The organism is Amycolatopsis sp. MtRt-6 (assembly GCF_017308975.1).
Classification (GTDB): Bacteria; Actinomycetota; Actinomycetes; order Mycobacteriales; family Pseudonocardiaceae; genus Amycolatopsis.
In genome coordinates this window covers 491,411-513,809 of record NZ_JADWPD010000001.1, presented here as the reverse complement: position 1 = coordinate 513,809, position 22,399 = coordinate 491,411, and the positions used below count along the sequence as shown (strand labels likewise).

23 protein-coding genes are annotated in these 22,399 nt (G+C 69.9%); 7 read left to right on the top strand and 16 right to left on the bottom strand.

Features of this window, described 5'->3' with window-relative positions:
- Positions 1-147: 147 nt before the first annotated feature.
- From I4Q55_RS02565 to I4Q55_RS02550, 4 genes are all read left to right on the top strand, one after another.
- Positions 148-885, top strand: coding sequence for a MerR family transcriptional regulator (locus I4Q55_RS02565; RefSeq protein ID WP_206784350.1), 738 nt, complete (start codon positions 148-150; stop codon positions 883-885).
- Positions 886-1,173: 288 nt separating this feature from the next.
- A complete protein-coding gene (locus I4Q55_RS02560; RefSeq protein WP_003058004.1) occupies positions 1,174-2,364 on the top strand; it encodes an ATP-binding protein in 1,191 nt (396 codons plus the stop codon).
- 248 nt (positions 2,365-2,612) lie between these two features.
- On the top strand, positions 2,613-2,774 hold the full coding sequence (locus tag I4Q55_RS02555) for a hypothetical protein (protein WP_003058002.1): 162 nt from the start codon (positions 2,613-2,615) through the stop codon (positions 2,772-2,774).
- Positions 2,775-2,997: 223 nt separating this feature from the next.
- Entirely contained in the window at positions 2,998-3,915 is a 918-nt protein-coding gene (locus tag I4Q55_RS02550; protein ID WP_206784349.1) for a bifunctional helix-turn-helix transcriptional regulator/GNAT family N-acetyltransferase, read from the top strand.
- Here the strand turns inward: I4Q55_RS02550 and I4Q55_RS02545 are convergent.
- Positions 3,912-4,484, bottom strand: a complete 573-nt coding sequence (locus I4Q55_RS02545) for a peroxidase-related enzyme (protein WP_206784348.1) — start codon at positions 4,482-4,484, stop codon at positions 3,912-3,914. The two genes, I4Q55_RS02550 and I4Q55_RS02545, sit on opposite strands and share 4 nt — an antisense overlap.
- Before the next feature lie 91 nt (positions 4,485-4,575).
- On the opposite strand from I4Q55_RS02545, the gene I4Q55_RS02540 reads away from it, so the two are divergent.
- On the top strand, positions 4,576-5,166 hold the full coding sequence (locus I4Q55_RS02540) for a hypothetical protein (RefSeq protein WP_206784347.1): 591 nt from the start codon (positions 4,576-4,578) through the stop codon (positions 5,164-5,166).
- A 14-nt stretch (positions 5,167-5,180) separates the two neighbouring features.
- Here the strand turns inward: I4Q55_RS02540 and mctP are convergent, their stop codons facing one another.
- On the bottom strand, positions 5,181-6,824 hold the full coding sequence (gene mctP, locus I4Q55_RS02535; protein ID WP_206784346.1) for a monocarboxylate uptake permease MctP: 1,644 nt from the start codon (positions 6,822-6,824) through the stop codon (positions 5,181-5,183).
- Entirely contained in the window at positions 6,821-7,099 is a 279-nt protein-coding gene (locus I4Q55_RS02530) for a DUF3311 domain-containing protein (RefSeq protein WP_206784345.1), read from the bottom strand. The genes mctP and I4Q55_RS02530 overlap by 4 nt, the downstream gene beginning before the upstream one ends.
- A 188-nt stretch (positions 7,100-7,287) precedes the next feature.
- On the opposite strand from I4Q55_RS02530, the gene I4Q55_RS02525 reads away from it, so the two are divergent.
- Together I4Q55_RS02525 and I4Q55_RS02520 are read left to right on the top strand one after the other, a co-directional pair.
- A complete protein-coding gene (locus I4Q55_RS02525) occupies positions 7,288-8,907 on the top strand; it encodes an alpha/beta hydrolase (protein WP_206784344.1) in 1,620 nt (539 codons plus the stop codon).
- 116 nt (positions 8,908-9,023) lie between these two features.
- Positions 9,024-9,296 (top strand): helix-turn-helix domain-containing protein, encoded by a 273-nt coding sequence (locus tag I4Q55_RS02520; RefSeq protein ID WP_206784343.1) that lies wholly within the window; start codon positions 9,024-9,026, stop codon positions 9,294-9,296.
- Between the two features lie 226 nt (positions 9,297-9,522).
- Here the strand turns inward: I4Q55_RS02520 and I4Q55_RS02515 are convergent, their stop codons facing one another.
- From I4Q55_RS02515 to I4Q55_RS02455, 13 genes are all read right to left on the bottom strand, one after another.
- Entirely contained in the window at positions 9,523-10,101 is a 579-nt protein-coding gene (locus tag I4Q55_RS02515; RefSeq protein WP_206784342.1) for an EndoU domain-containing protein, read from the bottom strand.
- Positions 10,102-10,132: 31 nt separating this feature from the next.
- Positions 10,133-11,413: a hypothetical protein gene (locus I4Q55_RS02510; RefSeq protein WP_206784341.1), complete on the bottom strand. Its 1,281-nt coding sequence runs from the start codon at positions 11,411-11,413 to the stop codon at positions 10,133-10,135.
- Positions 11,407-12,012 carry an ABC transporter ATP-binding protein gene (locus I4Q55_RS02505; RefSeq protein WP_206784340.1) on the bottom strand — a complete coding sequence of 202 codons (606 nt, stop codon included), beginning with the start codon at positions 12,010-12,012 and terminating at the stop codon, positions 11,407-11,409. Before I4Q55_RS02505 ends, I4Q55_RS02510 begins: the two co-directional genes overlap by 7 nt.
- A complete protein-coding gene (locus I4Q55_RS02500) occupies positions 12,009-12,857 on the bottom strand; it encodes an LLM class F420-dependent oxidoreductase (RefSeq protein WP_206784339.1) in 849 nt (282 codons plus the stop codon). The genes I4Q55_RS02505 and I4Q55_RS02500 overlap by 4 nt, the downstream gene beginning before the upstream one ends.
- 14 nt (positions 12,858-12,871) lie before the next feature.
- Positions 12,872-13,714, bottom strand: coding sequence for a TIGR03621 family F420-dependent LLM class oxidoreductase (locus tag I4Q55_RS02495; RefSeq protein ID WP_206784338.1), 843 nt, complete (start codon positions 13,712-13,714; stop codon positions 12,872-12,874).
- A 69-nt stretch (positions 13,715-13,783) separates the two neighbouring features.
- Positions 13,784-15,607, bottom strand: a complete 1,824-nt coding sequence (locus tag I4Q55_RS02490; RefSeq protein ID WP_206784337.1) for a phosphoenolpyruvate carboxykinase (GTP) — start codon at positions 15,605-15,607, stop codon at positions 13,784-13,786.
- A gap of 349 nt (positions 15,608-15,956) precedes the next feature.
- Positions 15,957-16,658: a hypothetical protein gene (locus I4Q55_RS02485; protein WP_206784336.1), complete on the bottom strand. Its 702-nt coding sequence runs from the start codon at positions 16,656-16,658 to the stop codon at positions 15,957-15,959.
- A 92-nt stretch (positions 16,659-16,750) separates the two neighbouring features.
- Positions 16,751-18,589 carry a dynamin family protein gene (locus I4Q55_RS02480; protein WP_206784335.1) on the bottom strand — a complete coding sequence of 613 codons (1,839 nt, stop codon included), beginning with the start codon at positions 18,587-18,589 and terminating at the stop codon, positions 16,751-16,753.
- Entirely contained in the window at positions 18,586-18,972 is a 387-nt protein-coding gene (locus I4Q55_RS02475; protein ID WP_206784334.1) for a nucleotide exchange factor GrpE, read from the bottom strand. Before I4Q55_RS02475 ends, I4Q55_RS02480 begins: the two co-directional genes overlap by 4 nt.
- 18 nt (positions 18,973-18,990) lie before the next feature.
- Positions 18,991-19,605, bottom strand: a complete 615-nt coding sequence (locus I4Q55_RS02470; RefSeq protein ID WP_206784333.1) for a TetR/AcrR family transcriptional regulator — start codon at positions 19,603-19,605, stop codon at positions 18,991-18,993.
- Positions 19,602-20,081, bottom strand: a complete 480-nt coding sequence (locus tag I4Q55_RS02465) for a hypothetical protein (protein WP_206784332.1) — start codon at positions 20,079-20,081, stop codon at positions 19,602-19,604. Before I4Q55_RS02465 ends, I4Q55_RS02470 begins: the two co-directional genes overlap by 4 nt.
- 45 nt (positions 20,082-20,126) lie before the next feature.
- The gene (locus I4Q55_RS02460) at positions 20,127-20,774 is read right to left on the bottom strand and encodes a hypothetical protein (protein WP_206784331.1); all 648 of its coding nucleotides are present in this window, start codon (positions 20,772-20,774) and stop codon (positions 20,127-20,129) included.
- 59 nt (positions 20,775-20,833) lie between these two features.
- Entirely contained in the window at positions 20,834-22,351 is a 1,518-nt protein-coding gene (locus tag I4Q55_RS02455; protein ID WP_206784547.1) for a dynamin family protein, read from the bottom strand.
- Between the last annotated feature and the right edge of the window lie 48 nt (positions 22,352-22,399).

Sequence of the window (22,399 nt, the reverse complement as noted above, 5' to 3'; positions counted from 1 at the left end):
CTGGTCGAACCTACTCCGTGGATGCCCGCTCGGCCCGTGCTCGAATCCTCATCGGGCTTTCTGGCTCTTTATAGCACTTTTGCTAGAGAAGGTTAGAAGGCTTTAGCGGTTGACCTTGACGCTGCGTCAACTTCTATCGTCGTCGGCATGGAGTGGTCGATCCAGGACATCGCCCGCTCGGCGGGGACCACGAGCCGGACGCTGCGCCACTACGGCGCGGTCGGCCTGCTCGAGCCCAGCCGGATCGGCAGCAACGGCTACCGCTACTACGACGAGCAGGCGCTCGTCCGACTGCAGCGGATCCTGCTGCTGCGCGAGCTCGGCCTCGGGCTGCCGGCGATCGCCGAGGTCCTCGACGGGCAGCGCGACAGCGCCGCGGCGCTCGAAACTCACCTGGAGCTGCTCGAAGGCGAGCAGCGGCGGATCGGACGGCAGATCGAGTCGGTCCGCACGACCCTCCGGAAACTGAAGGGAGGTGAACGACTGATGGCAGAAGAAGTGTTCGACGGCTTCGACCACACTCGCTACGAGGAGGAGGTCACGCGCCGCTGGGGCGCTGACGCGTACAAGCGCGGAGACCAGTGGTGGAGCTCGTTGTCGGCCGCTGAGCGGAAGGCCCACCAGCAGGAGCAGCGGGACATCGCGGCGGCGTTCGGCGCGGCGCTCACTTCGGGTGCGGCGCCGGGTTCGGCCGAGGTCCAGGCGATCACGGGGCGGCTGCACGCGTGGCTGCGGCCGGCGGTCTCGTCGGTGTCGGCGGGGTACTTCGCGGGCCTCGGGCAGTTGTATGTGGACGACTCGCGGTACGGCTTCGAGGGCGCGACGGCGGAATTCGTCCGGGACGCGATGAAGATCTACGCGGAACGGAACCTGAACGACCAGTGATGCGTCGTATCGGCGCACTGGGGGTAGAGCCGACCAGGGCTGCAGACCTGTTCGGCTCTATGTATCCGGGCGGAGCAGGGTGCGCCGGATCGTGCCGATGGGCGCCATGCCTCCGCCTCCCGCGGCAGACGCAGAGCGTCGACGAAGCGAGACCGTGCCGGTCACCACGGCACCCACCTCGAATCCCGCCGGTGATCGTTGGGCCGACCGGTCGAACCTCGGCGACACGCGCTAGGCGTCTATGGCGGAATATCGGGTTCACCCTAGAAACGCCGATAGCTTGGCAGAGTGGACCCCATCCGCAACCCCTTCGCGCCGGGCGCGGGGCAACGGCCGCCTGAGCTGGCTGGGCGGGAACGTGAGCTCAAGGCCTTCGAAGTCGTTCTCGAACGTGTTGCGCGGGGGAGACCCGAACGCAGTCTCGTCCTCACCGGGTTGCGGGGTGTCGGGAAGACCGTGCTGCTCGGGGAACTGCGGGCGATGGCCGTGCGGCACAAGTGGGGGGCCGGGAAGATCGAAGCGCGGCCGGATGCCGAGTTGCGGCGGCCGCTCTCCGCCGCGCTGCACCGGGCCATCCGGGACCTCGCCGTGCGGCATCGGGCGCCGGATCGGGTCGAAGAGGTGCTCGGGGTCCTGAAGGCCTTTGCGCTGCGGGCCAACAAGCCGGACGCCAAGCTGCGGGACCGGTGGCAGCCCGGCATCGACGTGCCCGCCGCGCAGGGGCGGGCCGACTCCGGGGACATCGAGATCGACCTCGTCGAGCTGTTCACCGACGTCGCCGAGCTGGCCGCGGACGTCGGGACCGGCGTGGCGCTGCTCATCGACGAGATCCAGGACCTGCAGCCGGACGACGTCTCGGCGTTGTGCGCCGCCTGTCACGAACTCTCGCAGTCCGGGGCGCCGCTCGTCGTGGTGGGGGCCGGGCTGCCGCACGTGCCCGCCGTTCTTTCCGCGTCGAAGTCCTACTCGGAGCGGCTGTTCCGGTACGCACGCATCGACCGGCTCAGCCGCGAGGACGCCGACTTCGCCGTGATGGCGCCGATCGAGCGGGAGGACGCCGGCATCGAGCCGGAGGCCCTCGACGCGCTCTTCGACGCCTCCGGCGGCTACCCGTACTTCATCCAGGCTTACGGCAAGGCGGCCTGGGACGCGGCGCCGTCCGACCCGATCACCGTCAAGGACGTCCAGGTCGCCGCGCCCGAGGCGGAGTCGGAGCTCGCGGTCGGGTTCTTCGGCTCGCGCTACGAGCGCGCGACGCCGGCCGAGCGGGAGTACCTGCAGGCGATGGCCTCGCTCACCCAGGGCCGCGACGAGCCCGCCGGCACCGCCGACGTCGCCGTGTTCCTCGGGCGGAAGCCGTCGTCGCTGTCGCCGGCGCGCGACAGCCTGATGAAGAAGGGCCTCGTGTACTCCGCCGAGCGGGGACAGATCGCCTTCACCGTGCCGCACTTCGGCCACTACCTGCTCGGCCGCGACTGACCTGGGCTTTTCCGGCTCTCTCGCGGTCTATGAGCGTCGCTACGATTGTATTGTGTATTCACTATAGAGATCTATAAAGCTGTAGCCGGTTGCTTCGCCGTGACCGCCGCCACCCTGAATCTCTCCGGCCCATACCCATGTTTGCCGATGATTCATCGGCAAGTGTGCGAGGTCACCGGATATTCATTGGCGTCCTTGTGAAAAAAGGCGCATACTAGACCTACAAGCCACCAAGACCCTAGAAGGGGATGCAGAAACCGATGAACAACATCGCCGCCAAGCTCCGTGCCCGTCGCGCCGAGGCTCGCACTCGCCGGGCGCTGAACCGGGCGATCGACACCGCCGCCACCGCGACGGTCCGTCAGGAACTCATCGCGATCGCGCAGGCTCGCTCGGGCTACATGCGCTGATCTCTCACCCCGTGGCCGGTCGCCCATTCGAGTGACGTAGGCCACAATGTGCTCATGGTGTAACGCCGCCCGGAGGGGCGTCGATACCCAGTACGACCCCGTGATGCTGGCGGACCCCCGACCTGGCAGCATCGCGGGGTTTCCCATTTCCCCGGAAACCCCTTGCCCTCGGCGCTTTACGCAGTAATCTTTGACTTCGTCAACGAACTTGTTGAGGTGGTCAATGAACGACGAACGCGTGGCCGCGGTCCGCTCCTTCAACCGGCTCTACACCGCGGTCATCGGCGTGCTCGACGAAGGGCCGGCGGACGCCGAGTACTCCCTGCCGGAAGCCCGGGTGCTCTTCGAGCTCGCCCACCAGGACCCCATGCCGGTCACGGACCTGCGGAAACGCCTCGACCTCGACGCCGGCTACGCCAGCAGACTGCTGGCGCGCCTCGAGTCCCGCGGGCTGATCGTGCGCGAACGATCCGAGGAGGACGCCCGCCGCCAGCTCGTGCGGCCGACCGCCGCGGGCCGGGATGCCTTCGCCGTGCTGAACCGCCGGTCCGCCGACCGGATCGGCGGGCTGCTGCGCCGCTTCGCCGACAAGGACCAGCAGCGCCTGCTCGCCGCGATGCGCACGATCGGCGACCTGGTCGGCGACCGCCGCCGCGACCCGGCCCTCGTGCTGCGGCCGCCACGACCGGGTGACCTCGGTTGGGTGGTGGAACGGCACGGCGCGCTCTACGCCCGCGAGTACGGCTTCGACGCCCGGTTCGAGGCGCTCGTCGCCCGGATCGCCGCGGACTTCCTGGCCGCCCACGACGACCCGCGGCAGGCGTTCTGGATCGCCGAACTCGACGGCGAACGGGTGGGCGGCATCGGCTGCGGCCGCGGGCCGGACGCGGACACCGCGAAGCTGCGGCTGCTGCTGCTCGAGCCGTCGGCGCGGGGCCACGGCGTGGGCAAGCGGCTGGTCACCGAGTGCGTCGAGTTCGCCAGGGCGCACGGCTACCGCGCGATGGAGCTGTCGACGGTCTCCGTCCTCGGCGCCGCGCGTTCGATCTACCGCGCCGCCGGGTTCCGGCTCGTCGGCGAACATGACTTCGACGACTGGGGACCGAAGCTGACCGACGAGACCTGGCGCCTGGAGTTCTAGCGGGGCGTCCGGCCGAGCAGGAAGAACTCGGGGTTGGGCCGGAGGGCCGTCAGGTGGGCGAGCCGGTTCGACATCGCGAACAACGCCGTGATCGCGCCGACGTCCCAGATCTCGTCTTCGGTGAGGCCGGCGTTGCGCGCGGCTTCAAGGTCGCCTTCGCCGAACAGAGCCGAGTCCTGGGCGAGCGCCAGCGCCAGGTCGACGATCGCGCGGCCGCGCTGGTCCAGTTCGACCTGCCACGGATTGCTCGACACGCGGTCGGCCAGCTCGGGGTCCTTGGCGCGGATGCGCAGGATCGCGCCGTGGGCGACGACGCAGTAGGTGCAGTGGTTGGCACCGGAGGTCGCGACGACGACCAGCTCGCGCTCGGCCTTGGTGAGTCCGTCGGTGCGTTCCATCAGGGCGTCGTGGTAGTCGAGGAAGGCGCGCAGCTCGGCGGGGCGGTGGCCGAGCGCGCGGAAGATGTTCGGCACGAACCCGGACTTCTCCGCGATCACGCCGATCCGCTCGCGCAGGTCTTCGGGCAGGTCTTCCAGTTCCGTGATCGGGAATCGGCTCACGTCGCTCATTACACGCCTTCGGGGGTCCGGGTGGCGGAGCCCCGGCCGGGGCGAAGCCACGGTTGTCACAGCTTCACGCTAGACGTGGTTGGCTGGCGGTGTGACGGACTACGTCGACGGGTACTGCGAACGCGTCGCGCCCGGGCTCTGGGGTGAGCCGCTCAACGATCTCAGCAACCTGGCCTTCCTCGTTGCCGCGGTTCTCGTGTGGCGGCTGGCCAACGGGGACCGGACCGGGCGTTTGCTCGCCGCGCTGATCGGGCTCGTCTTCGTCGCGGGCACCGTCTTCCACCTGCTTGCGACGCGGTGGGCCGCCGTCGCGGACTCGGTGGCGATCCTCGGGTTCATGCTGGTGTACGCCGTGTTGTTCGCGCGCGGGCGCTGGAGGTGGGTTGCCGCGCCGGCGTTTCTCGCGCTCACCGTCGTCACGGCTTTGCTGGGTGGCGGGCTTTACCTCGGCGCACTCATCAGCCTGGGGGTCTTCGCCGCCGTGACGGCCGTCAAGCGCGACGCCGCCTGGACGCACTACCTCGTGGCCGGGGCGATCTTCGCGCTCTCGCTGAGCCTGCGTGCGCTCGACCGGGACGTATGCGACTACGTCCCGGTCGGCACGCACTTCCTCTGGCACCTGCTCAACGGCGTGGTGCTCTACCTCGTCTCACGGGCGGCCATCCGTCCTCAATGGACTTAACGGACTTAACGGACTCAGTGGACGCCGATCGGGCGCAGGTCCTTGTCGTGCTCGTCGGCGTGGTAGTCCTCGGGCTCGGTGTCGTCGGTGCCGTTGAACACCTTCATCTTCCGCGCGATCACCGTGACGATGGCCGCGACCACCAGGTTGCCGATCAGGGCCACGAAACCGACGTAGATCTGGACCGGGGACCCCGCGAACGGGTGCCAGCCGAACAGCGACAGGTTGCCCAGCGACAGCGCCGAGCCGCCGAAGTGCAGCTTGCCGTTGGCCGGGTTGGGGATGCCGTACAGCATGATCAGGCCCCAGCCGATGCCGACGACCCAGCCCGCGATCAGGCCCCAGCGGTGGAACCAGCGCGTGTACAGCGCCAGTGCCACGGCCGGCAGCGTCTGCAGGATCAGCACGCCGCCGATGAGCTGCAGGTCGATCGAGAACTGCGGGTCGATCAGGATGATCACCGCGACCGCGCCGAGCTTCACGACCAGCGAAGCGAGCTTCGCCTGCTTCGCCTCTTCCTGCGGCGTTGCGTTCTTGCGGAGGTACTCCTTGTAGATGTTGCGCGTCCACAGGTTGGCCGCGGCGATCGACATGATCGCGGCCGGGACCAGGGCGCCGATGCCGATCGCGGCGAACGCGATGCCCGCGAACCACGAGGCGAACTGGTTCTCGAACAGCACCGGGACGATCGTGTTGCCGTCGGCCGAGCCGGTCGCCGCGTTCGTCAGCGGCTTGACACCCGCCGTGATCGCGACGTACCCGAGCAGGGCCAGCAGGCCGAGCACCAGCGAGTACGCCGGCAGCGCGACCATGTTCCGCTTGATGACGCTGCGCCCGCGCGAGGCCAGCACGCTGGTCAGCGAGTGCGGGTAGAGGAACAGCGCGAGCGCCGAACCCAGCGCCAGGGTCGCGTACTGCAGCTGGTTGTTGGCGGTCAGCAGGATGCCGTCGGCCTTCGACGGCGTCTTGTCGAACTTCGCCACCGCGGTGTCGAAGATGTGCGACCAGCCGCCCAGCTTCGAGGGCAGGTAGATGATCGCCACCAGGATCACCAGGTAGATCAGGATGTCCTTGACGAACGCGATCAGCGCGGGCGCCCGCAGGCCGGACTGGTAGGTGTAGAAGGCCAGGATGATGAAGGCGACCAGCAGCGGCAGGTGCCCGACGATGCCCGAGCCGTTGATGCCCATCGTCCGCAGCACGGCTTCGAGGCCGACCAGCTGCAGCGCGATGTACGGCATGGTCGCGACGATGCCGGTGATCGCGACCAGCAGCGCGAGGATCGGCGAGCCGAAGCGGCCGCGCACGAAGTCGGCCGGGGTGACGTAGCCGCGCACCCGCGAAACCGACCACATCCGCAGCGCCGGGAGCAGCACGATCGGGTAGACCACGATCGTGTAGGGCAGCGCGTAGAGGCCGAGCGCGCCGGCGCTGAACACCAGCGCGGGCACCGCGACGAACGTGTACGCCGTGTAGAGGTCGCCGCCGAGCAGGAACCAGGTGATCCACGAGCCGAACTTGCGGCCGCCGAGGCCCCATTCGTCCAGGTGGTCGAGCGTGCTGCCGCGCTGCCAGCGCGACGCCATGAAGCCGAGCACGGTGACCAGGGCGAACAAGATCGTGAAGATGATCAGCTCGGGCCACTGCAGGTTGCTCATCGAGCGTCCCCCTCGTCCAGGTCCTCGACGCTCAGCTTGTCCGGCGCGTCAACGGTCGGCTTGTCCCGCGTCATCATGTAGACGACCCAGGTGCTCAACACCCCGACGCCCACCATGAGGAACTGGAACCAGTAGAAGAACGGCATCCCGAACAGCCGCGGACCGTCCATGTTGAACAGTGGCGTGACCAGGACCAGCAGCGGGACGATCAGGAGCAGGTTCCACGGGCTGAACTGAAACCCGCGCACCTTTCCGTCGTGCTTCACAGTCGACATCGACCTCACCTAACACTCCCGTAACCGACTGCCTGACCTTAAGACCTCCGTGACAGCGAGTCACGCTTGTCCGGTATCGATTTGATCGCCACGATCCGCGATGCCAACCAACGTCGGTTGCTTCGTCCCCATGGGCCCTATATCAATAGCCCGACTCCGCACGCGCAAAACCCAAAAGGGGCAACCGTATGACACGACTCCGCTACGCGGTGGTGATCCCGGCGATTGCCGGCACCCTGCTGGCCGGGTTCACTCCTGCGTTCGCAGGTCAGGAGGTCGCGGCCGGTAAGCAGCCGCTGAACTCCACGAACATCCCGGCTCAGTACGCGAACCAGAAGCTCGACTGGCACAAGTGCGCTGTCCCCTCCGAGCTGCCGACGGCCCCGCCCGCGGGCGCCGAGGACATGGAGTGCGCGACCTACAAGACCCCGCGCAACTGGTACCAGGCCAACGCCCAGATCGACCTCACCATCGCGGTCAGCCGGCTGAAGGCGAAGTCGGACGCCACCGCCAGCGTCGTCACCAACCCCGGTGGCCCGGGCGCGCCCGGCCGCAACTTCCCGGCCCGCCTGCGCAACCAGACGAAGCTGCGCGAGCACCAGGAGATCGTCGGCTTCGACCCGCGCGGCACCGGCAAGAGCACCAACATCACCTGCGGCGGCGCGATCGGGACCGGCTCGGACCTGGACCCGCGTGACCGCGACCGCGGCAACCTCAACCTCATCCTGCAGGCGACGAAGTACGCGGCGCTGTCCTGCCAGCAGAAGTCCGGCGAGCTGGGCCCGCTGATCAACACCGACCAGACGGTCAAGGACATCGACCTGCTGCGCGTGCTGCTCGGTCGCGACAAGATCAACTGGGTTGGCTACTCGGCGGGCACCTGGATGGGCTCGCACTACGCGCAGGCCTACCCGACGCGCACCGGCCGGTTCGTCCTCGACTCGGCCACCGAGTTCACCACGACCTGGCAGAAGTCGTTCGACTGGCAGCCGCTCGGCTTCGAGCGCCGCTGGCGCTCGGACTTCCTCCCGTGGATGGCGAAGTACGACAAGCTCTACCACTTCGGCACCACCGGCGAGGCCGCCCGCCAGACCTACGAGCAGGTCCGCTACGCCCTGACCCAGGGCGCGGTCACCCTGCCCGACGGCTCGACCGTCTCGGCCAACGGCCTGGACTCGTTCATCGCGTCGAACATCTACTCGAAGCGCGCTTTCCCCGGCCTGGCCGACTACCTGGTCAGCGTCCGCACGCTGACCCAGGGCACCGCTTCGGCGCAGGCCAAGGCCTCGGCCGCGCAGAAGGTCAAGGCCGGCGACAAGAGCACCGTCACCTACGGCCCGCAGCCGCTGATGGTGCCGGCCGACGGCGACTCCTACGACGCCAGCTTCTGGACCATCCCGTGCAACGAGGGTCCGTGGACCGGCTCGCCCAACAGCGCCATCCGGGACTCGCAGAAGCTGATCGACAAGCAGCTGCCGCTCCTGGGTGCGGGCTGGTTCATCCAGCCGTGCCTGTTCTGGAAGAAGCCGCCGGCCCCGCTCCCCGTGCTGGACGGCAAGGGTGTCCCGCCGGTGCTGATCGTCCAGTCGGTGCACGACCCGGCGACGCCGCTCGAGGGTGCGCAGCGCGCGCACAAGGCGTTCGCGGGTTCGCGGATGCTGACGGTCACCGGTGAGGGTGACCACGGCATCTACGCCGGCGGCAACGCGGGTGTGGACAAGGTCGTGGAGGCCTACCTCGTCGACGGCGTGGTGCCGAACGACCAGAGCCTGCCCGGCATGCCACTTCCGGTGCCCGCGGGCGCCTGAAGGCACTAGATGTGGTGGGGCCCCGCCGAACTTCGGTTCGGCGGGGCCTTTTCCACACCTGTGCACAGAGTTGTCCACAGGCAGTGGACAACTCGTCTGGTATTAGAATCCCTCCCATGGTGCGCGTACCGCTTACGGATGAAGAGCGCGAACGGGGCGAACGGCTCGGCCAGGCGCTGCGGGAAGCGCGGGCCGGCCGGAGCATGGTCGACGTCGCCGCCGAGGCCGGCATCTCCGTCGAGACGCTCCGGAAGATCGAGACCGGCCGCATCCCGACGCCGGCGTTCTTCACGGTCGCGGCCATCGCCGACGCCGTCGGCCTGCCGCTCGACGAACTCCGCGCGGCCGTCACACCCGCCGCGTCACCACCGCTCTCCCAGGCGAGCTGACCGCCGGGGCCGCCTCGAACTTTGCCGGCAAGGAGTTCACGTTCTGGGAGAGCGGCGTCCCCGTCGCGATGGCGGGCTGGACGCCGGTGCTGGCTCCCCGAGCGCCCCAATGTGGCCTTGGTTGCGCTCAACGCACCGAAGGCCACATTGGGTGCGTTGAACGCACCGAAGGCCACATTGGGGCGCTTGAGTCGGGTCGCCGTCGACGAACCTCAGCCGCGCGACACTAGACCGGCCGCAGGTGCTTGAGGATGTGCTCGCGGTCGTTGAGGAACGCGCAGCCCGGGACCGGCAGGTCGTAGCTGTTGAGCAGCTTCTCGAAGTCCGAGAACTCGTCGGCGGAAAAGCCGAAGCCGACGCGGTAGGCGTGGGCGGCCAGCACGTCGGCCAGCTCCTCCCACTCGCCGGCCCAGAGCAGGGTCCGGTAGTGCGTGTAGTCCGCCGGGGAGAGGCGGTTGCCGATCATCGTCAGGACGCTGTCGGCGAAGAAGCTGATCCGGTTGCCCTTGAGGTCGGCGACCGTCGGGTTCGCCGGGTCGCGCGCGGTGTCGGGGTTGCGGATCACGCCCGGCCCGGCCACCGGGTACGCCGTGTGGACGTGCCCGTTGTCCTCGACCAGCACGATCAGGTGCACGTTGAACCGCTCGCCGGCGCAGCGCCACCGGCCGTTGCGCTGCTGCCGCCGGGCCTCGCTGGGGTCGTTCGCGACGTCCTTGACCACGGAGATGATCTGCTCGTCGGTCCAGCCGGCCGGGAACTCGCTGGTCGCCCTGCGCCCGACGCCCGGTGCGTGCCCGCCTCCCACTGGCTGCTCCCTTCGTCGCAACGAGAGTAGGTCAAACGGCGGCGGCGAGCACCACGATGCCGATGACCTGGAGATCGAGACCGCGGAACAGCTGCCGGGTGAGGTTGGCGGGCATCGGGCCCATCGGGGTGTCGACGAAACCGGGATTCGCGTAGTCAACGGCGGTGCGGGTGACCGTGCGCAGGATCGAGAGGACCGACAGCGGCACGGCGAGCCAGGCGGTCGCGGCGAACGACGTCCCACCCGCGAGGGTGACCGCGACGAGCACTGTCAACCAGGCGAGACCCACTCCGGCGAGCACCAGGCCGTGGGCCAGCACGAGGTCGCGATTCGCCGAGCCCAGCCACCGCCGGCGCCCCGGGTTGCGCCAGAGCTCGCCGAGGCCGCCGCCGAACGGCAGCAGCGCGACGTACCCGCCGATGCCGATCAGGACCGCGCCCGGCACGGTCGGCAGCGCGATGTGCGCGACGACGACCGCGAGACCGACCAGCATCGCCGCGCCCGCGTACCGCGAGCGGCCGAGCGTGCCCGCCCAGGCCAGCCGCAACGGCGTCGGGCGGCGCAGCGAAAGCCCGCCGGTGGGCGCGGACGGCGGCAGCAGCATCATCGGGTCGAGGAAGGTGACGGCGACCGAGCGCAGCACCCGGCTGTCCCACCCGGCGAGCAGCGCCGCCCGGCCCGCGCGTGACACCGGTTCGCCGCCGACGGCCAGCGGCAGCGCCGCGACCAGGACCCCGACCGCGACGACCTGGACCACCGCCGGGCCGAGGCCGAGCGCGGCGATCCCGAGGCCGACGACCGCGAGCACCAGCGGGCCGAGCGCGTCGAGGCGCAGCGACGTCCGCCGGGCCGAAGCGAAGGCCGCCACCCCGGTCGCGACGACGATCGCGACCGCGGCCCGCCACTGCTCCAGCCCGGCGCCGCCGACGGCGAGCAGCAGCGCGGCCAGGTAGCCAGTCACCGCGACCACGCCGGTCCACGCGCCGAGCAGCCGCAGCGTGACGACGCGGCCGCGGTCCACCGGGGCGAAGTCGAGCCAGGTCAGCTCCGCCGGTTCGACCCACGCGAAGCCGCGGCGCAGCAGGCCGCGCCAGCCCACCGCGCAGCAGAGCGTCAGCAGGCCGAGCACGGCTGGGAAGTCCACAATGGAGGATCCGTAGAGCGCCGGCCGCCAGCTGTCGACGTGGAAGAACGCGGTGAACAGGAACCCGAAGCCGAACAGGAAGACGAAGGTGGCGGTGTCGCCGCTGAAGATCCCGCCGAACCGCTTGCGCCCGGGGATCCGCATCCGCCGCGGAGTCAGCGTCACCACAGCTCGAGCACGCTGTCCGCGGCCTCCAGCAGCGGCGGGTGGTGGGTGGCCACCACGACCGCCGCGCCGGCCGCCGTCGACCGGGCGATCACCTCGACCAGCCACTCCTTGCCCGCGGTGTCCAGCGCGCGTTCCGGCTCGTCGAGCAGGAGCACCCGGTGCGGCCGGGCCGTGACGCCGAGCAGGAGCAGGCGACGGCGCTGGCCCGCGGAGAAGTGCCCGGACGTCACGCGCATGCGTTCGCCGAGGCCCGCGTCGCGCAACAGCTCCTCGTGGTCGCCGAGGTCGGCGCCGAACGAGCCGGACAGCAGCTCGAGGTGCTGCAGCGGCGTCAGCTCCGCGAAGAAGTCGGAGTCGTCGAACAGCACCGACACCTTGCGGCGGAACTCGACGTCCCGTTCGTCCGGCACCTTGCCGTCGATCAGCACGCGGCCGCGCTGTGGCTTCTGCATGCCGTAGAAGCAGCGCATCAGGGTCGACTTGCCGACTCCGTTCGGCCCGACGATCGCGGCGCACTCGCCGGGTTCGACGGAGAAGTCCAGGTCGTCGAACAACCACAGCTCGCCGGCCCGGACGCCGAGCCCCTTCGCGTCGATCATCGGAGGTGTTCGAGGACTGGTGCGAATTCCTCCAGATGCATCTCCAGGAGGGTGAAGTAGGTGAAGCCGAACCGCTCCCGGTGGCCCCGGATCTGGTCGGCGATCTGCGCCGGCGTGCCGACGAAGGCCGTCGGCAGCTCGCTGAGCTGTTCGACCGTCAAGCGGCCTTGCAGGCGCTCGGCGAGGGCGGCCAGCCCCGCCGCGCGGTCGTCGGTGATGGTGATGAACTGGCAGAGCAGGTTGAACTCCACCTCGGACTCGCGGGCGCCGAGCTTCGCGCGGACGAACGCGACGCGCTCGTCGACCTGCTCCGCGCTCACCCCGCCGGTGAAGCCGATGGTGTCGGCGTGCTCGACGGCGAGGCTCAGCACGCGATCGCCGCGGCCGCCGATGAGCAACGGCGGCCCTTCGGGACGCGTCGGCGCGGGCTTGTGCTCCGGATCGGCGTACAGCCGCTTGAGCTCGGTGATGGTCCGCTCGAGGTGGTCGACGCGCTCGCCCGCCGACGGGAACGGCATCCCGGCGGCTTCGAACTCGGCCTGGACGTACCCAGCACCGAGACCCAGCTCCAGCCGGCCGTCGGTGAACTGGTCGGTGCCCGTGACCTCCCGAGCCAGGAGCGTCGGGTTGTAGAACGCCGAGTTCAGCACGAAGGTGTTCAGCTTGACGCGCGAGGTGGCCTCGCCGGCGAGCACCAGCGCCGGGAACGGCGGCGCCATGCCGAGGTGGTCGGCCGCCGACAGGACGTCGTAGCCGAGGTCCTCGACCTTGCGGCACTTCTCGACCCAGGCGGCGCGGCTGTCCGGCACGACCATGTTGACACCGAAGCGGAAATCCCCAGTCATGCCGACCAAGGTACTCACCGGAGCTTTTCGATCACCGGCGCGAGGGTGGCCAGATCGTCTTCGAGCACGGTGAAGTAGCTGACGCCGAGGGTTTCGCGGGTGCGCAGCAGCTGCTCGGCGACCGCTTCGGCCGAGCCGGCGAGCACCGTGGCCAGCTCGCCGAGCTCTTCGACGCCGAGGTGCGGCACGAGCTGGTGAGCCGTCTCCAGTGCCGCCCGCCGGTCGTCGGTGATCCGGACGAAGTGGACCATCAGGTTCAGCTCGGCCTCCCGGCCGTCGAGCACCTTCTTGACGAAGCCCGCGCGCTCGGCCAGCGCGGCGGGACCGGCCAGGGCCAGCCGCCCCTCGGCCGCGCCGGGCGCGGTGCCGGTGAGGGCGATGGTGTCGGCGTGCGCGGCGGCGAAGGTCAGCATCCGGTCGCCGCGGCCGCCGAGCAGCAGCGGCGGCCGCGGGCGGCCATCGAACGCGCGCTCGACCTCGGTGACCGCGGCGGCGAGCCGCCGGAACCGGTCGCCGGGCGTGCCCCAGTCGATCCCGGCGGCTTCGAACTCCGCGCGGACGTACCCGGCGCCGATCCCGATCTCCACCCGGCCGCCGGTGAACTCGTCGAGCGCGGCGAGGTCGCGAGCCAGGACCACCGGGTTGTGGAAGCTCGCGTTGAGGACGTAGGTGTTCAGCCGGATCCGCTCGGTGGCCTCGGCGGCGACGAGCAGGGCGGGCACCGGCGCGACCCGGCCGAGGTGGTCGACCACGCCGACGACGTCGTAGCCGAGGTCCTCGGCCGCGCGGCACTTCGCCACCCACTCGGCCCGTGAGCCGGGCACGTACAACGCCACGCCGAAGCGGAACGGTCTCATGGCCGCGAAGTTACCGGGAAAACGAAGAAGGGGACGTCCCGCAGGACGTCCCCTTCTTCGTCAGAAAGCTCAGGCGAGGCGCTGGGCCAGCGCGTCGAGCTCGTCACGCAGCGACGTCGGGACCTTGTCGCCGATCTTCTCGAACCACTCCTCGATCAGCGGCAGCTCCTCGCGCCACTCCTCGGGCTTGACCTCCAGGGCGGCCTGGATGTCCTCGATCGGCTCGGTCAGGCCCTCGGTGTCGAGGTCCTCCGCGCGCGGCACGAAGCCGACCGGCGTCTCGACCGCGTTGCCCTTGCCCTCGACGCGCTCGATGACCCACTTGAGGATCCGCGAGTTCTCGCCGAAGCCCGGCCACAGGAACCGGCCGTCGTCGCCGCGGCGGAACCAGTTGACGTAGAAGATCTTCGGCAGCTTGTTCGCGTCGGCGTTCTTGCCCAGGTTCAGCCAGTGCTTGAAGTAGTCACCGGCGTGGTAGCCGAGGAACGGCAGCATGGCCATCGGGTCGCGGCGGACGTTGCCGACCGCGCCGGCCGCGGCAGCGGTGGTCTCCGACGACATGGTGGCACCCATGAACACGCCGTGCTGCCAGTCGCGGGCCTCGTTCACCAGCGGGACCGTCGTCTTGCGGCGGCCGCCGAACAGGATCGCCGAGATCGGCACGCCCTTCGGGTCGTCCCACTCCGGCGCCAGGATCGGGCACTGCGACATCGGCGTGCAGTAGCGCGAGTTCGGGTGGGCGGCCTTCTCGTCCGAGTCCGGCGTCCAGTCCTGGTGCTTCCAGGAGGTGGCGTGCGCGGGCTTGTTCTCCATGCCCTCCCACCAGATGTCGCCGTCGTCGGTCAGGGCGACGTTCGTGAAGACCGTGTTGCCCTGCTCGATCGTGCGCATGGCGTTCGGGTTGGTGTGCCAGTCGGTGCCCGGCGCGACGCCGAAGAAGCCGAACTCGGGGTTGACCGCGTACAGGCGGCCGTCTTCGCCGAAGCGCATCCAGGCGATGTCGTCGCCCAGGGTCTCGGCGCGCCAGCCCGGGATGGTCGGCTGCAGCATGGCGAGGTTGGTCTTGCCGCAGGCGCTCGGGAACGCGGCCGCGACGTAGTGGACCTTGTTCTCGGGCGAGATCAGCTTGAGGATCAGCATGTGCTCGGCGAGCCAGCCCTCGTCACGCGCCATCACCGAAGCGATGCGCAGCGAGTAGCACTTCTTGCCCAGCAAGGAGTTGCCGCCGTAACCCGAGCCGTAGCTCCAGATCGCGCGCTCCTCGGGGAAGTGCGAAATGTACTTCGTTTCGTTGCAGGGCCAGGAAACGTCCTTCTCGCCCGGTTCGAGCGGCTTGCCGACCGAGTGCAGCGCGGGCACGAATTCGCGCTCGCTGCCGTCCGGGGCAATGAACTTCTCGAGTGCCGCCTTGCCCGCGCGGGTCATCACGCGCATCGAAGCGACGACGTAGGCGAAATCCGTGATTTCGATACCCAGCTTGGGATTGTCGTCGCCGAGCGGGCCCATGCAGAACGGGATGACGTACATCGTGCGGCCACGCATCGAGCCGCGGAACAGCTCGGTCATGGTGGCCTTCATCTCGGCCGGGTCCATCCAGTTGTTGGTCGGGCCGGCGTCCTCCGGACGCTCCGAACAGATGAAGGTCCGGTCTTCCACGCGGGCGACGTCGTTGGGGTCGGAAGTGGCCCAGAAGGAGTTCGGCTTCGACTTGAGCTGCACGAACGTGCCCGCCTCGACCAACTCCTGGTTGATGCGGGCGGCTTCTTCGTCAGACCCGTCGACCCACACCACGCGGTCCGGGGTGGTCAGCTCGGCGACCTCCCGGACGAAGGACAGCACGCCAGTGTGCGTCGTCGGCGCGGTGTCCAGTCCGGGGATGGCGACTGCGGTCATCTCTACTCCTGACTTCCGACGACAAATGAGCCCGCCTCGGAACGTCAGTGTTCCGACGCGGGCCTCGTTGCCGGCGACCGAATGGCTTCGCACACCGGCTGGCGAACCGGTGTGGATGTTTTGGGATTCCCCGAGAGTAGCCGCATGACTGGCAAGTAACCGAGAGCTGACGTGTAGGTTCTCTCACAAGAACGATAAGGGAATCGATTCAGATGTCACTTGATCGGTGTATTCGCTGAAAATCTTCCGGTGGCCCGGCTCACAGCCGTGACCTGCTCGTTTTCATTGAAGACATGAAGAAAGCCCGGGACGCGCGTCCCGGGCTTTCAAACTGTGACGTGGGTTACGCTCAGTTCGGCGAAATCCACTGTCCCGTGCCGGAGTCGATGCGCGCGACGCCTTCCAGCGTCTGCGTGCCGGCCTCGCCCCAGGCGGCGTCGGCGGCCGGGTCGCCTTCGGTCCCCGCGTTCATCAGTCCACTGGAGACCTCGGTCCACTGGCCGGGGCCGGAGTGTTCGAACGTCGTGGTCGTGCCGTCGGCCTCGGTCTGCACCGCGATGTCCGCTTCGCCGTCGCCGTCCTTGTCGGTGAAGGCGATGGTGCCGCCGCTCTTCGTCTCGACGATGGCGGTGTCGTTGTGACCGTCGTGGTCGGTGTCGACGGTCGCGACCCCGGCGTCGACCTCGCCGTCCGGCAGGTCGGCGTGGATGTGGCCGCCGGAGCTGTCGTCCCGGCCGGTGCCGGAGTCGTCGTGACCGCCACTCGAGCCGTCCTGGACCCACTGGCCGCTGGCCTCGTCGTAGACGGCCTGCTCGACGACCTTCCCGTTTTCGTCCAGCACCGCGTAGTGGTCGGCCTCGCCGTCGTGGTTCGTGTCGATGAAGGCCTGGGCCGAGCCGTCTTCGTGCTCGATGATCGCGGTGTCGTTCACCCCGTCTTCGTTCACGTCGTAGTTGACCTCGGCCTGGTACTCCTGGCCGTCGACGTGGACGGTCATCGCGTCCGAGCTGCTCGCGTCGGTGTCGCTGCCGCCGCTCTCGTCGACCCACATGGGACTTCCCCCTTCGAAACGCTCCGACCTGCTGTCTGAGGGTATGACTCACCGTAGGCCCGTTCGGTTCCGATCCACAACCGGACCGGTGATCAGGCCGTTTTGTCCCGGAGTGCCCGGATCCGGCTCAGGAAGGCCTCGGCGCGCTCGCGGCCGTCGCTGACCTCCTTGAGCCGCTTCGAGACGACGGCGATCTTCTTGGCCCGCTCCTGCGCGCCCATCTTGATCGTCTTGTCGACTTCCTTCATCTCCGCCTCGATGGCGTCGATGCGGCGGCCGAGCGCTTCGTCCAGCGCCATCGACAGCTGCTGCTCGGCCTCGATGAGCTGCTCGGCGACGAGCTGGTCGAGCGTCGAGCGGGCGTCCGCGATGGCCTCCACCAGCCACTGCTTCATGTGCTGCTTGTCGGCCGCGTGCTTGCGCGTGCGGGCCATCCACCAGCCGGCGCCGAGGCCGATGATGATCGTCGCGGGCAGCACGACCGGGTTGAGGATCGCGACGCCGGCCAGCGGCAGCGCGGCGACCTTGCCCGCGCCGACCCCGCCGGAGATGCCCATGAAGACGAGCAGCTTGTCCTCGGCCGTCGGCGGCTTCTTGTCCGGCGGGCGCAGCACCACCGGCGGGCCGCCCGCCCTGGCGAACTGCGCGCGGATGACGTCGAGCTCTTCGGGCGAGAACAGCTCCGACAGCGAGACGTTGGTGACCTGGTTCAGGCGCTGCGAGAGCAGCATCGAGATCCGCTGCGACGTCGTCTGCAGCGCGATGTCGACCTGCTGGGGCAGCGCGGCCAGCTCCTCGCGCTTGGCCGCGTCGATCAGCTGGCGGAAGTGGGTCTGCGCGTCGCGCATCTGCCTGCTGGACTCGTGGCCGACCTCGACGCGGGTGCGCTGCACCTCGCCGCGCAGCTTCAGCTGCCAGCCGCGGGTGGAGCTGCGGCGTTCGGCCTGCAGCTGGTCACGGCGTTCGCGCAGCTGCTCGGCTTCGGCCTCGCCGGCGGACAGCGCCCGGCTCTCGGCCTGCAGCTTGGCCTTCAGCTCGCCCAGCGCGCTGGACAGCGCGCGCAGCGTGTTCGCCTCGCCGAGCATCGCCGACCGGCCGACGAGCAGCTCCTGCAGCGCCGTCTGGATCGCCGCGACCCCGGACTTCTCGCGCAGCATCGCGGCCATCTGCTCGTTGGGCGCCTTCGCCGCGGTCTCGAACATCCGCGCCGACACCGGGTGGAACACCGCGTCGGCGAAGCGGGGCGCGTGGTCGCGCAGCAGCTGCCGGTCGGCCTCCATGACCTCGCGCCAGCCGCGGAACATGTCCACCTTGGTCAGCGCGAACACCACGGTCTCGACGCGCTCGCCGACGTCGCGCAGGAACTGCAGCTCGGTGGAGGTGAACGGCGCCGACGCGTCGACGACGAACAGCAGCGCCGTGGCACCCGCGGCGGCCTCCTTGGCGAGCTCGCCGTGCATCGAGTCGAGCCCGCCGACGCCCGGCGTGTCGACCAGCGAAAGCCGTTCGAGCAGCGGCACCGGCCCGGTGACCTCGACGTACCGCGGCGGGAGCTGGCCCGGCGGCAGCTCGTGCGCCGCGGAGACCCAGTTGATCAGCTGGCCGAGGTCGATCGGCACCGGGGCGAGCTGGCCGGGGTAGCAGGCGTGCGCGCCCCAGGTGTCCGCGTGGTCGAACACCAGGTAGGTCGCGGTGGCGACGTCGGCGTCCACCGGGGACAGGCCCGGCCGCGCGATCAGCGCGTTGACCAGCGAGCTCTTGCCACGGTTCGTCTCGCCGACGACCACGACGGCCGGCTTCTTCGGCCGGGCCTTCCGGATGTCCTCGACCCACTTGGCGGCGTCCGGATCGGCTTCGCGGACGACGGTCAGCAGCTGGTCTCGGGTCGCGGCGACCTGCGCGGGCAGGCTCGGCGCGGTGGGTGCGCTCACGTGTTCTTCTTCGCGTAGACGGTGACGATCGGGGCACGCAGGAGGCGGTCGTGGTCGGCGAAGCCGGTGACCTCGGTTTCCGCGACGATGCCGTCGAGCGCGGGGTCTTCGGTCGGGACCGCGCCGCCTGCTTCGTGGCGGGCCGGGTCGAACCGCTCGCCGTCGGGCCGCAGGGCTTGGACGCCGATCGCGGCGAGCCCCTCCTCAAGCCGTTCGACGACGCCGCCGCTGCGGGCGCGGTCCAGGGCGTACAGGCACATCTGGATCAGCGCCTGGCGGTCCGCGAGAGCCCGTTCCAGGTCGGTGACCTGCTGCAAGGGGTGCACATCGGTGTCCGACGCGGACGAGCCGCCGTCGGTTCCCTCCTTGCGAAACCACGCCATGGCCACAGTTTGACGGACTCAGGTGCGATCCGGGGGCGAAACCGGGCGAAGGAACCTGATCAGGATCGTCCGGAGGATCGCCTGTTCGGCGGCCAGATCGAGGTCGGGGTCGAGACTGGCCCGCGAAATCATCGCGTCGATCAGGCCGACGAGCCAGCCGGCGACCGCGCGCGGGGCGACGCCGGGGTCGATCTGCCCGGCCGCGTCGGCGCGGGCGACCAGGACGGTCAGGCCGTCCCGCATCGCCCGGTCGTTGCGCTGGATCAGCTCGGCGAACTCGTCGTCGCGGGCGGCCTGGGCGGCGGCCTCCAGCACGAGCCGGACGACGGCCGGGTGCGCGACCTGGCCGGCCAGCTCGGTGACGACGTCGAGCAGCGCCGCCAGCGGGTCGTCCGTCTTCGCCGCGGTTTCGAGGCGTTCGGCCGTCTCGGCGGCGTCGTCGGTGAAGATCGCCGTGAAAACCGCGCGCTTGCTGGGGAAGTAGTGGAAGAGGCTGCCGGAGCTGATGCCCGCCGCCCGGCAGATGTCCGCCGTCGTCGTCCGTTCGAAGCCCTTCTCGGCGAAGCAGCCGGCGGCGGCGTCGACGATCGCGTGGCGCTTGGCCGCGTGCTTGGCCGGGTCGACGGTCCTCATCGCTCGACCGGTGGCTCGGCATGCCAGGGGTAGCCGTGCTCGGCGAAGGCGGGTGCCAGCTCGTGACTCTTGAGGTCGGTTTTCTCGCGGGCGATCTCGCGGCCGTCGGTGGTGCGGAGGACGAGTTCCTTGCCGTCGAGGTAGACGGCTTCGAGGTCGGCCTCGATGCGCCGGGTCTTGTCGCCGCGGACCAGCGTGACGCGGGTCGGCGACACCGTGACGACGAGCCGTTCGTGCGCCCAGATCGCGGCGAACAGCAGGCCGAGCACGAGCCCGCCGGCGACCGCGGCCAGTGTCGCCCACGGCTGCGGCAGCTTCGTGAGCACCTTGAACACGCCCTGGAACGGGAAGGCGGGCAGGCTGCTGACCCAGGCCGCGGTGGCCCAGACCCCCACGCCGAGCGCGCCACCGATGAGCGGGCAGCCGATCCAGGACCCGGTGCGCAGCCACGACGGCTCGTCGACGATCGTCTCCATGCCGCCTATTATTAGACCGCGTACTCGGTTTATGAAAGCCGGGGGTCAGACGAGCTCGCCGATCACCTCGCGGAGGACCACTTCCAGGCCCGGGCCGTCTTCGGCGAGGCGGGACGAGACGAGCAGCTGGTCTTCGGCCGTGCGCAGCCAGATCGAGCCGGCAACCGAAATCTCGATGACGTTCAGCCGGAAGGGGTACGCGCGGCGGCCCTGACGAACTTCGGCCTCGCGGACCAGCTGGCCGAGCCGCTCGCCGGCGACGATCTGGCGGCGGTAGAAGCCGGGCGCCCACGGCGTGCCACCCGGCGGCTCGTGCGCGCCGCGCAGGGCGGGACCGCGCGCGTTGGCGAAGTGGCGGGCCGCGTCCGCGGCGAAGAAGTCGACCGCCTGGCGCATCGCCGAGCCCGGGGCGAGCGCCGTCCGGCCGTAGCGGGCGCGGGCGCTGCGCGGGTCCGGGTCTTCGCGGTTGCGGAGGAAGGCCAGCAGGTCGACCCACCAGTCGGCCCACTGCGCCTGGACGGCCGCCCGGTCGACCCCGGGTGGGACGTGCACCGGGACCTGCGGCTCCACCGGCGGCAGCACCTGTCCCTCGGAAACGGACAGCGCCAGGGCGTCACGGATGTACAGCGCGACGTCGACCTCGTTCTCGCTGCTCCAGCCGGCTCGCCAGGATGTCGTGTTTTCTAGGCGCACGACTCAACAGTACGCGGGAGAATGCCGTGTTCAGGCCAAGTCGGCAAGCAGAAACAAACTCACGCTTCGCGGACCTGTTGCCAGATCAGGAAGTACGCCCGGTGGACGACGTGCGCGACGCGGCTCTGCGCCGGCGTGGCCCCGAAGGAGGCGAAGGACCGCCACCAGCCCGCGCGTTCGAGCGCGTGCGCGGCCAGCTCCGGCCGCGGGGCGCCGGGCTTGCCGAGCTGGGCGCCGATGTCGGCGTTGCTGCCGACCCGCAGCACCTCTTCGGCGAGGTCTTCGGGCATGTCGACCGCGCCGGAGGCGACCAGCGTCAGCGCTTCGAGCAGCCGCAGCTGGTGGGCCTCGGGCTTGGCGAGCAGCACCTCGATGGCGTCGTGGACGCGCTGGCGCTCCGCCGGGTCGGCCGAAGCGTGCGCGAGCGCGGTCACCGAGGCCAGTGCCGCGGCCGCCTTGATGCCGTCGGCGCGGGCGGCGAACACGATCGACAACCGCTGCCGGACGGCTTCCAGGCCGGACGCGTCGAGCAGGGCCCGCCGCAGCGCGCCCGCGGTGATCTCCGGTTCCTTGCGGATGGCCTCGACGGCGTGCGAGATGCCGAACAGGTCGAGCTTCTCCAGCAGCCGCAGCCGGGTGCCCGCCGGGACGTCGCACTCCCAGCTGGTGAAGATGTCGGCCGAGATCAGCATGGTCTGCAGGACGTCGTCCTCGAGCTCGGCGAGCTGCCGCAGGGCCTCGGCGTCGGCGGAGGTGAACCCACCCGACTCGGCGGACTCGGCGATCAGGCCGATCACCGGCAGCACGTCCGCGACCCGCGGCTTCAACGTCGACGCCTGCTTCTCGGCGAGCAGCGTCGCGGCCTTCCAGACGTCGCCGCCGGAGCCCTCGACCGACTCCGGCGTGATGGTGTCGGCCTTGTTGAGGACGGCGATCGCGTTGACCGGACCCGCCTCGCGGCTCGCCGTGGCCGCGGTGAAGGCGGCGAGGGCCTGCTGGTCGTCCGCGCGGACGCCCTGGGTGACGACGTACAGCACGGCCTCCGCGCCGGCGACGGCGTTGCGCGAGGTGTCGTCGAGCTCGTCCGAGCCCTCTTCGTCGTCCTCTTCTTTGCGGTGCTTCGCCGCGCCCAGCAGCTGCTCGGTGCGGGACACCGAAGCGGCATCGAGCGAGCCGAGGCCCGGGGTGTCGATCACCGTCATGCCCTGGAGGACGGCGTTGGTGAGGTACGCCTCGATGTGCGAGACCTGCTCGATGTCGACGCCCAGCTCGGCGGGGATCATGCCGTCGGCGGCGAAGGGGAGCACCTGCTTGCGGCCGTCGGTGAAGACGATCTCGACGCGGTCGACCGTGCCGTACTGGAACCGGGTCACCAGCCGGGTGCACTCACCGATGTCGGTCGGCGCGACCCGGCGCCCGATCAGCGCGTTGACCAGCGTGGACTTGCCCGACTTGATCCGGCCGGCGACGGCGACCTGCAGGGGCGCGCCGAGCCGGCGCAGCACCTCGGCGAACCCGGCGGCGGTGCGCGCGGAGACCTGCGGCTGCAGGCGGTGACACAGGTTGGCCACCGACATCGACAGCGGACCCGCGAGCCGGCCCTGCTCCGGTGACGTCACGGCCCC